Origin of the sequence: Rhizobium sp. B21/90 (assembly GCF_019355815.1) — a bacterium.
GTDB classification, from domain to species: Bacteria; Pseudomonadota; Alphaproteobacteria; order Rhizobiales; family Rhizobiaceae; genus Rhizobium; species Rhizobium rhododendri.
This window is the reverse complement of the sequence record NZ_CP072164.1, coordinates 103,810-115,937: the sequence shown is the minus strand read 5'-3', so window position 1 is coordinate 115,937 and position 12,128 is coordinate 103,810. Positions and strand designations below refer to the sequence as shown.

Genomic DNA, 12,128 nt, shown 5'->3' with positions numbered 1-12,128 from the left:
GGCTGGCAGAACTTTATTGTCTCCCGTTGTTTCCGATCATGCGGCTTTCGCCACGTCGTTGTCGCGGGTCCACCGGAACTCCGTGCCATCGCTCCACATCCGATGCATGATCACCGCAAGTCTCCGTGCAAGAGCGACAATGGCCTTTCGAAGACCGCGGCGTTTGGCAACATTCATCGCCCAAGCCTTCAGCCAGGACCATTTCTTCACCCGTGTCAGCAAGACCTGTGCCGCCTCGTAAAGTAGCCCGCGCATGATCGCATCGCCGGCGGATGAGACCCGGCCGATCCTCTTGCTTTCTCCCGATTGATTGACAACCGGTGTTAGCCCCAAAGCAGGTCCCACCGCTCGTGAGTGCACAAACCGAGCGGGACTGTCGATGGTGCAGATGTAGGCGAGTGAGATCACTGGACCTATTCCGGGTATCGTCATTAACCGCTTGCAGGTGACATCATCCCGGGCGATGTCGAGAACCTTCCGGTGCAGCCGCGAGAACTCCTCCCGGAGTTTTTGGCGGGCGTCAAGCAAGGGAGCGATGATCTCCTTGAGATCGGGAATAGCCTCCAGAGTTCGGTAATGCGGTTTTCGAATTTACCCACCCTGGCAATGCCCACCTTAAGGCCGAAGTTACGCAGCAGCCCGCGAATATCGTTCTCAAATGCGAGCGCCTTCTCCTGGAGCAGCTTACGTGCGGTCAGAAGAGCGCGGCGTTTCTGACTGGTCACCGTCTTGACGTGCACGGGACGAAAGAGGTTCACCCGCATCATCTGGGCAATACCGCGAGCATCGTTGCGGTCCGTCTTGTTGACCTGCGCTTTGAGAAAGGCTTTCGCATGACGGGTTTCGATGCAGACTGTCGGCAGCTCCGCCTCAACCAGGCCACTATATAGCCACTGCGACATCGGGCCGGCTTCCAGCCCGATGCGGACAAATTCCCGGCCCAGGTTCTTTAACGCCAGGACCAGATCGTCCGGGTGCGTGACGACTTTCATCTCCCGGCAAATCCGACCGGTCTCATCAACGACACATACGGATGTCTCTTGCAACGAGACGTCAAGGCCTGCAAAATATTTCATGCTGCGCTTCCTTTCATTGATGCTTGTGGCTGTTCTCACATGACCACGTTTATCATCAACTCGAAGCGCAGCGCCTCTTCATCAAACCTGTGATGTCGAGGCAGGGACTCAAGCCGAATATCCTATCTGTTAAAGGCCGGCCTCTATAGGATGCAGGAGATTGGTGGCGCGCGGCTTGGCGACCGGACAATGGTCGATGCTCTCTTGCCTGCACTCGACGCACTCGAACAAGGTTTCGCCCCCGCAGCTAAAGCAGCACGTGCAGGAGCTGACCTGACGGCAACACTTATCCACGCAAAGGCGGGACGTGCTGCATATGTCAATGCAAAGCAATTGGAAGGTCATGTCGATCCCGGAGCAGAGGCCGTTGCCCGACTGTTCGAGTACCTGGCGGTGCGGCCCGACTTCGAAGGCCAGTCAGCTGGCGAAAAGACCGTCGCTATGAGCGTGACAGGGTGATAATCGTCGCAGACGCAGACGCACACGCACACGCACATGGAATTTGGCACCTGTTTGGATCAGAGTCGGACTCGAAAAGGCTTCAATGATATCGATACCTTGCGAGCCGCCGGGTTATCAGGCGAATGTGGGCGATCATAATCCATGCCTCTGAGGAGGCGATGGATTTTTCGACGTCCTTTGCTAGCCTGCGGCACCTGCCAAGCCACGCGAAGGTCCGCTCGACGACCCAGCGTCGTGGCAGAACTTCAAAGCCTTTCGCTTTGTCCGAGCGCTTGATGATCTCGACCGTCCAGCGTCCGATCTTCTTCAATCGCCGCTTCAACTTATCGCCTGCATAGCCGCCATCAGCGAAGACATGCAGCAACCATGGCCACCTGTGGCGGATGGATTTCAGAAGATCAGGAGCACCATCGCGATCCTGGATGTCGGCGCTGTGCACCATGAGACCGACCATCAGGCCAAGCGTATCGACGATGATATGGCGCTTTCTCCCTTTCGTCTTCTTACCTGCATCATAGCCTCGTATGCCACCGCTTTCCGTAGTTTTCACGCTCTGACTATCGATCACACCAGCCGTCGGACTTGCCTCTCTGCCCTCCAACTCGCGTGCCTCCATCACGAGATGATGGTTGATGCGTGTCCAAAGTCCCAGTGCCCGCCATTCATAAAAATAGCCCTGGACCGTTGAACAGGGCGGAAAATCCTTCGGCAGCATCCGCCACTGGCAACCGGTGGTGGCGATGTAAAGCAGAGCATTTACGACCTCGCGCAAATCAGTGGTGCGAGGTCGACCCAAGCGGCGGGGCATCGGCAAAAAAGGCGCAACCAGTTCCCATTCCCGATCCGTCATGTCACTTGCATAGCGAGCCGTTCGCCGGGCATATTGCCGACGGGTGATTTCAGTCCAGGCCATCGTGAACTCCATCGAATCTTTGCAAATCCGAAGGAATCATAACCTGTTGAAATCACCCACCTCTTTTTGAGGCAGCCAATCAGAAAAAATCGATCCTATCATCGGGCTCCAGCAATTGCTTCTACTGGCAGGATATATTGATATGTCGCATCCGTGCGCCTCCCCAGAGGTATGGATTCTGATTGCCCGCAGTCGCCTGATAACCCAGACACTTGCAAGGTATCGAGATCATAGACGACTTTTCGAGTCCGACTCTGACATCGGTTCGCCTGCCTGCCTTGCCGATCGCTTCGACCGACAGGCAGGCGAACCGATGTCAAATGAAACAAAATTGTAAAAGGAAATCTCTTGAATTAAGGATAAAAATCAATAAGCTTATATTAATGATGCATAAATATCAATATTTTTATTCGTATTGCAACCCAGTACGCCCTCTGAGATGGTGTCTGAGAGACAAATTGCTATATTTAATTCCACATATACTGTATTTTCTAGTTCGAATACGTCTACTCTTACGATTGCGACTGATCAATACATGCGCTGTGGCAACTTCGGTTAGCGAGATCCGCTATCGCTAAGTAGGCAAGGGGGCAAGCTTCTTCCTGGAAATACGTCGCTGATTGTGACGCCGTATGAGCAGCCACCTTTAAGCTGTAGCCGCGGCGTACCGATTTAAGGGGCAGGCATTCCGAGGCGAAACTGGCTTTCGAGAAAACATTGTCATCATCGGAGAGCAATATGCTGAACAGTACCATCCCAGTAGCTTCATTACCGAGTATCGATCTTCTTTATGATTATGGATCGTTTTTGCGATTGAGGGATTTTGAAGGTCGTATTGGGAGCGTTGCCCAAAACAGCCGCCGTCCCCGAGTCGGCATTGTGGGCGCTGGCATCAGTGGCTTGGTGGCGGCGACTGAACTTTTGCGGGCCGGGGTAACAGATCTCGTGCTGTTTGAGGCGCGAGATCGCATGGGTGGAAGGGCTTGGTCACAAATCTTCGACCCGCTCGAACCGAATCTCATTGCCGAGATGGGTGCTATGCGCTTTCCTTCCAGCGCGACCTGTCTGTTTTATTATCTGGACAAATTCAGGATAGATACCGCAGCTTCATTTCCCGATCCGGGCATCGTGGATACTGAGATACATTACCGAGGTGAGCGTTACCTATGGCAGGCTGGCGGGCCTCCGCCGCCTTTGTTCAGGCGCGTTGATCAAGGATGGCAAGCTTTGATAAACGACGGTTACGTGCACGAAGGTATTCAACTGCTTGCGCCGGCTAAAATCACAAAGTTGCTTCGGTCGCGCCGCTTTGACGAGGCTCGTGAGGCTTGGCAGGCTTGGCTGGATTCGTTTCGCGACGCCTCCTTTTATTCAGCCTTGGTCACCATCTTTACCGGACCGCGGCCGCCAGGGCGCGTTCCCTGGAAAAGGCCAGAAGACTTTGAGCTTTTCGGATCTCTGGGGATTGGATCTGGAGGCTTTTTACCTGTGTACCAAGCCGCCTTTACCGAGATACTGCGTCTGGTGATCAACGGGTACGAGGACGACCAGCGCATGATTATTGGAGGGATTTCCCTTTTAGTGAAACGGTTTGCTGAACAGGAATTTCACGGTCTGAGTTTGCGGCAGCGTGTGCGCAACGGTCATGTCAGCGGTATTTCCAAACAGGGTGGCCAGATACTTGTGACATGCTCAGGAGGGCAGGTCGAGCCCTTTGACCGCGTCATCGTCACCACAAGCAATCGGACCATGGAACTGGCCCATCGTCTTACGACGGATGAAACATTTCTTAACAATGAGGTTTTGCGAGCGGTCAGACGGACCCACCTTACCGGATCTTCCAAGCTGTTTATGCTTACGGAAAACAAGTTCTGGTTAAAAGAGGGCTTGCCGACAACTATCCTGTCTGACGGCCTTGCTAGGGGGGTCTACTGCTTAGACTATCAGCCAGATAAACCTGATGGTAAGGGCGTGGTCCTGTTAAGCTACACATGGGAAGATGATGCAAACAAAATGCTTTCCATCCTGGACAAAAAAGAAAGGTGCCAGCGTCTAGTCGACGATCTGGCCACAGTTTGCGGTGATTTCGCCCGCCATTTAGTTCCGGCGAAAGGTGACTATGAACGTCACGTCCTGCAGCACGATTGGCTAATGGATCCCTATGCAGTAGGTGCTTTTAAGCTCAATTATCCTGGGGAAGACATCTTTTCACAGCGGCTATTTTTCCAATTTGCTACCGCAAAAAGACCGGAAGAAGACACGGGCCTTTATCTAGCAGGATGTGGATGCTCCTTTACCGGCGGCTGGGTTGAGGGCGCAGTACAAACGGGCTTGAATGCCGCGTGTGCTGTCATACGCAGCTGTGGCGGCCAACTCTTACAGGGGAACCCTATTGATGAGATGGATTCCGCTTATCGATATTGAGAACCGGTAGATTTATCTTCCTTTAAATAAGGCTACTTAAATGTTTGCAACGTCTAATATCGAGAAGATTTGCCATCAAATACACGCCAGGGAAACTTCGGTGTTGGAAATCAGAGAATCGACATTAGCAGCGATGCTGCGACACAGTCAGCTCAATTGTTTCATCCAAGAACGTGGCATTGAGCAATCTTTTACCAAGCCGGATGCGGCCTGTGTGGACGCTCCACTTTTTGGGATACCGGTCTCTTTCAAAGATAACATCTGTGTTGAAGGGCAACCGGTCACCGTCGGGACGTCAGCAATGGCGGCCTGCATCGCTCCGCGTGATGCTGAAATTGTCAGGCAGCTGAAAGCCTTGGGAGCGGTGGTCTCCGGCAAGAACAACATGCACGAGCTGAGTTTTGGTATCACGTCGGTAAATGCCCAATGGGGAACCGTAGGAAACCCGGCAGCGCCTGGCTATTGCGCTGGAGGTAGCAGTGGTGGGGGTGCCGCCGCTGTGGCTGCAGGAATTGTGTTGTTGGCAGTTGGTACCGATACTGGTGGTTCGGTAAGGATACCTGCATCTTTTTGCGGCATCACCGGTTTCAGGCCCACAAGCGGGAGATGGTCATCGTCCGGCATCATTCCGGTATCGAGAACCAAAGATTCGCCCGGTTTGCTGACTCGAAGTGCGGCAGATGCCCTTTTTGTCTATAGCCATCTCTCATCGGACGAACCGATGACGGCTCCTGATAAGTCGCCTTTGCGAATAGGCCTGCCGTCTTCACTATGGACCGGGCTCGACGCCGACGTCAAGTCGGTTTGCCGTGCAGCAATTGATAGCTTAAAGTCTGTCGAACATCAATGCGTGGAGGTAGACGATACCTCGATACTTGAACTGAGCCGGACGATCACCTTTACGGTCCCGCTCTACGAATTCTTCTTGGACTTCCCAAGGACATTAGTCTCGCTAGGTTGGGAAGAAAAAATTTCTGAGGTTTTCGAGGATATTCGCGACGAGAACGTTCGCGGTATAATTCATGCGCACTTGGGTGGTGGGCTAATTACGCCCGCGAATTATGCTGAGGCAATTTCCAATGTCGGACGATTGCGGCGGAAAATTAATGCGCTTTTTGACTTGGGCGATATTGATCTGCTAGCTTATCCGACGGTCCCCCAAGCGGTACCGCTTGTTTCTGAGGCCGCGCACCCAGACATCTTTGCTGAGTGCATCAGAAACACCGACCTCGCCAGTAACGCGGCGCTTCCGTCGATTACTATCCCGGTTGCTCCTAAAGGCGCTCTCCCAGTAGGGTTAAGCTTTGATGCTGCATGTGGGAAAGATCGATACCTCTTGGAAGCTGCCACGGGTCTCGAGAAAGTGATAAGCTATAAGTAAGGCTTGAAGAATTAGAGCACATGCTGTGATCAATGAATCGATTGTGATGTGACGTCGCCGGCCTAAGCTGATTCAACATCCGCAACGGAGAGGTGGATGATGGGACAGGCCTTGAGCGATGATCTGCGAATACGAGTATTGAAAGCGTCGGCGTCGGGCATGTCGGCCCGACAGGCTGCGGCTCGTTTCGGCGTTGGAATTTCGACCGCGATCCGCTGGATCGCGAGAGCGCGACAGGGCGAGTTAAGGCCTCGGCCACAAGGCTGGCGACGACCATCGGCCGTTGATGCCCACGAGGAATTCGTTATCGCGTTGATCGATGACCGTAAGGATGTGACGCTCGATGAGATGGTTGGGCGCTTGTTCGCGGCGATGATCCTGTTTGAGAAGTTCGCCCAGCACCAGCCGCTCAATCGTACGCATCCGAGGAAGGCCGGTATCCCTACGGCGTGGACCGCCTTGCGAATTTTTTGCGATATCGTGATTTTGCGCTCTTGAGAGTGGAATTAAGAGCGCAATGAGGAACTATGGCACAGGCCATTTTGCTGACGGGTCAAGAACGGCGTCGTCGTTGGTCACCGGCTGATCGGCTGGAAATTCTGGAGGCAGCATTCGCGCCGGGTGCAAATGTGTCGGAGGTAGCGCGTCGTTTTGATGTTTCGACGGGGCTGCTCTACACGTGGCGCCGCCAGGCGCTGTCGGCTGCGGTGACGGATGGTCCTGCCTTCGTGCCCGCGACGGTCGTGGGTGCCGCGGGCGGTGGCGATGTCGTTGCGGCGACGATCGCTGTGGACTTTGCGAACGGTACCAAGGTGAGGATTTCGTCCGGGGCACCTTGTGATCTTGCCGCAGCAGTAATGCGAGCGCTCAAATGATCCCGATCAGTTCGAGCGTGCGTGTTTGGATTGCGAGCGGCCATTGCGATATGCGCAAAGGGATGCAGGGTCTTGCTCTGATCGTGCAGGAAGGTCTGGGCCGTGATCCGTTCAAGGGGGACGTTTTTGTCTTCCGGGGGAAAAGTGGCCGGCTGATCAAGGCTCTTTGGCATGACGGAATTGGCCTTTCGCTATACGCAAAGCGGCTTGAGCGCGGCCGTTTCATTTGGCCGGCGACGGAGGGTGGAGCGATTGCGCTGACGGCTGGCCAGATGTCCTATCTGCTTGAGGGAATTGACTGGCGAAACCCGCAGCAGACATGGCGCCCGACGAGCGCGGGATAGCGTTTTTTTGGCGGGATTGCGTGCGGCAGCACCAAGAAAAGCTATACAAATCAGTGGTTTTGTGATTCACTTCGAGCATGGAAACCGGCTCGGGAAATCACCGTGATCATGCTGCAGCCCTGGAAGCAGAGCTAGCGATTGCGCGGTCGGAACGGGCTACTGCTTTGGCCGAATTGGCTGTTGCCAAGGCCAAGGAGGCCGACGATCAGGCCATCATTCTTCGCCAGAAAGTCTATATCGAAAAGCTGCAACGGGAACTGCGCGGTCAGAAGTCGGAACGGACAGCGCGGCTGATCGCGCAGATGGAGCTGATGCTTGAGGACGCCGAAGCGGCGGCGACCGAAGATGAGCTTGCCGCCGAAATGGCCGTTGCCGCAGCTGCTGCGATTGCGGTCACCGGCTTTACGCGCAAGCGGCCCGTCAAGAAGCCTTTCCCGGAATATCTTCCGCGTGAGCGTGTCGTGGTGCCTGGTCCGGTTGCCTGCAGCTGCTGTGGCGGTGAACGGCTTCGCAAGCTCGGCGAAGACATCACCGAAACGATGGAGAGCGTACCGCGTAGCTGGAAGGTCATTCAGACGGTGCGGGAAAAGTTCACCTGCCGTGACTGCGAGAAGATCAGCCAGGCACCTGCACCCTTCCATGTCATACCGAGAGGATGGGCGGGTCCGAGCCTTTTGGCGATGATGCTCTGCGACAAGTTCGGCCAGCACATTCCCCTCAATCGCCAGGTCGAACGTTTTGCCCTGGAAGGTGTGCCAGTCAGTCTGTCGACAGCAGCAGACGCGATTGGCGCGTGCTGCCAGGTCCTTGACCCGCTTGTGAGGCGGATTGAAAGCCATACGTTCGCGTCTGAACGGATCCACGGTGATGACACGACCGTGCCGGTTCTCGCTCTCGGCAAGACCGTCACCGGTCGGATATGGAGCTACGTCAAGGACGATGCTCCGTTTGGCGGAACGGCGCCTCCGTCGGCGATGTTCTATTATTCCCGGGACCGGGCCGGCGAACATCCACAGGCGCATCTGGCCAATTATAGCGGCATCCTTCAGGCGGATGCCTATACGGGCTATGGCCAGCTCTATCTTCCTGATCGAAGTCCGGGCCCGATTCATGAGGCGGCGTGTTGGGCGCATGCGAGGCGACCATTCTTTGCGCAAGCCGATTTGGAGGCCAACGCGCGCCGAAAAGCGCAGGGTAAAAATGCCGCCGTCATCTCGCCGGTCGCCTTGAACATGGTGCAGCGGATCGACGCACTGTTCGAAATCGAGCGCCATATCAATGGCCGTACGGCCGATGAGAGAAAAGCAATCCGCCAGCAGTTGTCAAAACCGCTGATCGACGACGTGGAGATATGGATACGCGAACATCGCGCTAGGTTACCGCGCGACAATGACTTGGCAAAGGCGTTTGACTACATGCTGAACCGCTGGGAATCGTTCACCCGTTTCCTCGACGACGGGCGCATTTGCCTGTCGAACAATTGTGCGGAGCGATCTCTGCGCGGTGTGGCACTCGGACGGAAAGCCTGGCTATTTGCCGGTTCCGATCGAGGGGGCCAGCGGGCGGCGGCCATGTACAGCCTGATAGTCACCGCGAAAATGAATCGCATTGACCCACAGGCCTGGCTTGCCGATGTCCTTGCCCGCATCGCCGACCATCCAGTCAGCCGTCTTGATGAGCTTCTCCCCTGGAATTGGCGGGAAACCACAACATCGCCACTGAGGCAGGCGGCCTGATGGCAGGTCCTCTCGTTCGCTTAAAGATCACGCTCGATGACGTTGATCCCTTGGTGATGCGGCGCGTTGTCGTCCCATTCCGCATTCGGCTTGACCGGCTTCATGAGGTTCTTCAAGAGGCTTTCGGCTGGACCAACAGCCATCTGTATGAGTTCAGGATCCGTGACATCGGGTTCGGCGTGCCTGATGGCGGCTTTGATGGTCCCATCGATGCACGCAAAGAAACGCTTCTTGCTGCCATCGAAGATATCGGCGCGAAATCATTCAAGTATCTCTATGACTTCGGCGACGGCTGGACGCACACCGTGAAAATCGAAAAGGTTTTACCGGCGACCGCCGGCTTCGACGATCCCTTCCTGCTTGACGTTGTCGGACGATGTCCACCGGAGGATGTCGGCGGTCCGTGGGGTTATGAAGAGTTCCGCGAGGCCATTGCGGACACCAACCATGAGCGTCACCACGAACTAGTGGAATGGTGGGGCGATGCGCACTACGATCCTGGCGATGTCGACGCCGCCAATCTCCGCAAAAACGTCGAGGCCTTAGCTGCAAAATGGAAGCGCCGATCGCGAAAGAAAAGCTGAACCTGCGGTCCTCGGCGAATGCATACGAAGGCCGTCTTGTACGGGTGAGGAATATGGAAGAGCACTGGCTATATCGACGTCAATATAGCCGGTGTTGTAGCCATGGACATTATCAGAGACCGTAAACAGGTGAGCCGCCTTGAGATTGTGGACAGCGGTCGGCGCCGCCGATTCAGTGACGAAGCCAAGCTTGCGATTGTAGCAGAGAGCCTCTCTGCTCCCCGGCAGGTGACGGTTACAGCCCAGCGCCATGGGATCACCCGCTTTCAGTTGAATAGCTGGCGCAAGGCGGCGCGGGAAGGAAGACTTGGCAATGGTTCATCGGAAGGGTTTGTTCCAGCCCTGGTCGTTCCGGAACGCACCGTGCCAGGTGGACACCTCTAAAAACCTCCCCATTTTCCGCGTTTCATGATTCAATCCGGCCAGTGTGATTTTCTGGGAGCGGATGATGCGTGGGCAACCGGGCTTTTGGGATTTGGATGATCGTTACGAACGGCTGAGTGCCGTCGGCGATCCGCTGGAGAAGCTCAACAGCATCATTCCATGGGCGATATTTGAAAAACCTTTAGCGAAGGCGCTGAAGCGGTCCGACGGATCGAAGGGTGGACGTCCACCATTTCCGTCGGTTCTGATGTTTAAAATCCTGGTGCTGCAAGCGCTTTATAATCTCTCCGACGACCAAGCGGAGTTTGTTATCCAGGACCGGCTGTCGTTTATGCGTTTCCTTGGCCTTTCCCTTTCGCAGAAGGTGCCGGATGCCAAGACGATCTGGCTGTTCCGAGAGAGTTTGGTGCGTGCAGGTGCCATTGATAATCTGTTTGCCCGTTTCGACAAGCATCTCTCACGTTCCGGATATCTGGCCAAAGGCGGGCAGATCGTTGACGCCACGATCATCCAGGCTCCCAAGCAACATAACAGCCAGGACGAGAAAGACGCGATCAAGGCCGGCGAAATCCCTGAGGACTGGAAGGATAAACCCGCCAGGCTGGCCCAGAAGGACCGCGACGCGCGATGGACAGTGAAGTATTCCAAGGCGAAACGGCCAACGGAGACGCCGACGTCGACGACGACTGACCAGCACGATATTGCCATTCCAATGTTTGGTTACAAAAACCATGCAGGCATCGACCGAGCCCATGGCTTTATCCGGGGATGGACGGTGACGAGTGCGAGCGCCCATGACGGAGCCCAGCTTCGAAACGTAGTGACCAAAGACAATACCGCGTCGACGGTCTGGGCCGATACGGCCTATCGCTCCAAGACCAACGAGGAATGGTTGCAGGACAATGGCCTAAAGTCCGACATCCATCAGAAGAAGCCAAAGGGCAAACCCATGCCGGAGGCGATGTCGCGCGCCAACGGCCGTCGTTCGAAGGTCCGCTCCGCCATCGAACATGTCTTTGCGCGGCAGAAGGACAAGATGAAGCTCTTCGTGCGCACCATCGGAATCAGCCGAGCGAGGGTGAAGATCGGCATGGCCAATATCACCTACAACATGCTTCGCTATGTCTGGCTGACTGGAAAACCACGGACCGCATAACGCGCAGCTGGCCGGAAGGCCGAAATGCATGCCGCAGATGCGGCAATCATCACAAAAAATGGGCGATCATCCGCGCGAGTTCATCGCGGAAATACATCCACGGCACCATCTTGCCAACTGCGACCGGTAAATCGAGGTGTCCAGGTGAAGATGCTGCGCAGATAGCTCCCACAGAATGCCGGATGCCGAATAGCAGCCGTATGGAGGTGGTGATCGCAAACGGTCGGCGCGTCGTCGTTGATCAGACGGTCGATGTGAAAGCGTTGTTGCGGATCATCCGCGGCTTGGAGACACTTTAACTATGAACCCGTTTCCGATGGGCACAACCGTGAAGGTTTGGCTGGCGACTGGCTATACGGACATGCGGCGCGGCTTTCCATCTTTGGCCCTTCAAGTGCAGGAAATCTTGAAGCATGACCCGCTGAGTGGTCACCTTTTCTGCTTTAGGGGTCGTCGTTCTGACGTGATCAAGATCATCTGGCATGACGGATTGGGCGCCTGCCTGTTTACCCGGCGGCTGGAACGAGGGCGGTTCATTTGGCCAAACGTGGAAGGTGGGGCGGTAACAATCTCGACAGCGCAGCTGGGCTCAAACCACTCCAAGCGGCTGCGTTAAGAGACGTGGTCGTGAGCGTTGGAGGTAAGTCCAGGGCAACCCCTGGGCCGGTACGCATCCGAGAGACGAATGAAAATGAACCTTCCGATGAAGCGTCGTAACGTGGAACCTGTCGTCAAAACCAGAGGTGTGTCGTCTCTTTGGGATCAGCTTGTCAGATGCCTGGTGACCGGGCAA

At 55.4% G+C, this 12,128-nt stretch carries 10 protein-coding genes and 4 pseudogenes; 12 read left to right on the top strand and 2 right to left on the bottom strand.

Annotated elements, in window-relative coordinates; translation table 11 throughout:
- Positions 1–36 precede the first annotated feature (36 nt).
- Positions 37–1,076, bottom strand: a pseudogene (locus tag J5278_RS26505) (IS110 family transposase).
- A 129-nt stretch (positions 1,077–1,205) separates the two neighbouring features.
- Between J5278_RS26505 and J5278_RS26500 the strand changes: the two are divergent.
- Positions 1,206–1,535 (top strand): annotated as a pseudogene (locus J5278_RS26500) (DAK2 domain-containing protein); the annotation flags it as partial.
- A gap of 82 nt (positions 1,536–1,617) precedes the next feature.
- On the opposite strand, the gene J5278_RS26495 reads toward J5278_RS26500, so the two are convergent.
- Positions 1,618–2,451: an IS5 family transposase gene (locus J5278_RS26495; RefSeq protein WP_209187082.1), complete on the bottom strand. Its 834-nt coding sequence runs from the start codon at positions 2,449–2,451 to the stop codon at positions 1,618–1,620.
- 738 nt (positions 2,452–3,189) lie between these two features.
- Between J5278_RS26495 and J5278_RS26490 the strand changes: the two genes are divergently transcribed.
- From J5278_RS26490 to tnpB (J5278_RS26445), 11 genes and pseudogenes are all read left to right on the top strand, one after another.
- Positions 3,190–4,875, top strand: coding sequence for an NAD(P)/FAD-dependent oxidoreductase (locus tag J5278_RS26490; protein ID WP_111220955.1), 1,686 nt, complete (start codon positions 3,190–3,192; stop codon positions 4,873–4,875).
- A gap of 40 nt (positions 4,876–4,915) precedes the next feature.
- Positions 4,916–6,256: an amidase family protein gene (locus J5278_RS26485; protein ID WP_111220954.1), complete on the top strand. Its 1,341-nt coding sequence runs from the start codon at positions 4,916–4,918 to the stop codon at positions 6,254–6,256.
- 99 nt (positions 6,257–6,355) lie between these two features.
- Positions 6,356–6,619: pseudogene (locus J5278_RS26480) on the top strand (helix-turn-helix domain-containing protein); the annotation flags it as partial.
- A gap of 164 nt (positions 6,620–6,783) precedes the next feature.
- The gene (locus tag J5278_RS26475) at positions 6,784–7,131 is read left to right on the top strand and encodes a transposase (protein ID WP_111217014.1); all 348 of its coding nucleotides are present in this window, start codon (positions 6,784–6,786) and stop codon (positions 7,129–7,131) included.
- A gap of 62 nt (positions 7,132–7,193) precedes the next feature.
- A complete protein-coding gene (gene tnpB, locus J5278_RS26470; protein ID WP_257625801.1) occupies positions 7,194–7,475 on the top strand; it encodes an IS66 family insertion sequence element accessory protein TnpB in 282 nt (93 codons plus the stop codon).
- A 77-nt stretch (positions 7,476–7,552) separates the two neighbouring features.
- Positions 7,553–9,211: an IS66 family transposase gene (locus J5278_RS26465; RefSeq protein WP_219258763.1), complete on the top strand. Its 1,659-nt coding sequence runs from the start codon at positions 7,553–7,555 to the stop codon at positions 9,209–9,211.
- Positions 9,211–9,795, top strand: coding sequence for a plasmid pRiA4b ORF-3 family protein (locus J5278_RS26460; protein WP_111217016.1), 585 nt, complete (start codon positions 9,211–9,213; stop codon positions 9,793–9,795). The genes J5278_RS26465 and J5278_RS26460 overlap by 1 nt, the downstream gene beginning before the upstream one ends.
- Positions 9,796–9,897: 102 nt before the next feature.
- On the top strand, positions 9,898–10,179 hold the full coding sequence (locus tag J5278_RS26455) for a transposase (protein WP_111218078.1): 282 nt from the start codon (positions 9,898–9,900) through the stop codon (positions 10,177–10,179).
- 64 nt (positions 10,180–10,243) lie between these two features.
- On the top strand, positions 10,244–11,335 hold the full coding sequence (locus J5278_RS26450) for an IS5 family transposase (protein WP_209187069.1): 1,092 nt from the start codon (positions 10,244–10,246) through the stop codon (positions 11,333–11,335).
- A gap of 191 nt (positions 11,336–11,526) precedes the next feature.
- Positions 11,527–11,634: pseudogene (locus J5278_RS31320) on the top strand (IS66 family insertion sequence element accessory protein TnpB); the annotation flags it as partial.
- A gap of 2 nt (positions 11,635–11,636) precedes the next feature.
- Positions 11,637–11,951: an IS66 family insertion sequence element accessory protein TnpB gene (gene tnpB / locus J5278_RS26445; protein WP_161959318.1), complete on the top strand. Its 315-nt coding sequence runs from the start codon at positions 11,637–11,639 to the stop codon at positions 11,949–11,951.
- Positions 11,952–12,128: the final 177 nt, after the last annotated feature.

Coding starts and splice junctions, on each gene's coding strand:
- J5278_RS26495 (WP_209187082.1), bottom strand. CDS start 2,451: ATGGCCTGGACTGAAATCACCCGTCGGCAATATGCCCGGCGAACGGCT.
- J5278_RS26490 (WP_111220955.1), top strand. CDS start 3,190: ATGCTGAACAGTACCATCCCAGTAGCTTCATTACCGAGTATCGATCTT.
- J5278_RS26485 (WP_111220954.1), top strand. CDS start 4,916: ATGTTTGCAACGTCTAATATCGAGAAGATTTGCCATCAAATACACGCC.
- J5278_RS26475 (WP_111217014.1), top strand. CDS start 6,784: ATGGCACAGGCCATTTTGCTGACGGGTCAAGAACGGCGTCGTCGTTGG.
- tnpB (WP_257625801.1), top strand. CDS start 7,194: ATGCAGGGTCTTGCTCTGATCGTGCAGGAAGGTCTGGGCCGTGATCCG.
- J5278_RS26465 (WP_219258763.1), top strand. CDS start 7,553: ATGGAAACCGGCTCGGGAAATCACCGTGATCATGCTGCAGCCCTGGAA.
- J5278_RS26460 (WP_111217016.1), top strand. CDS start 9,211: ATGGCAGGTCCTCTCGTTCGCTTAAAGATCACGCTCGATGACGTTGAT.
- J5278_RS26455 (WP_111218078.1), top strand. CDS start 9,898: ATGGACATTATCAGAGACCGTAAACAGGTGAGCCGCCTTGAGATTGTG.
- J5278_RS26450 (WP_209187069.1), top strand. CDS start 10,244: ATGCGTGGGCAACCGGGCTTTTGGGATTTGGATGATCGTTACGAACGG.
- tnpB (WP_161959318.1), top strand. CDS start 11,637: ATGAACCCGTTTCCGATGGGCACAACCGTGAAGGTTTGGCTGGCGACT.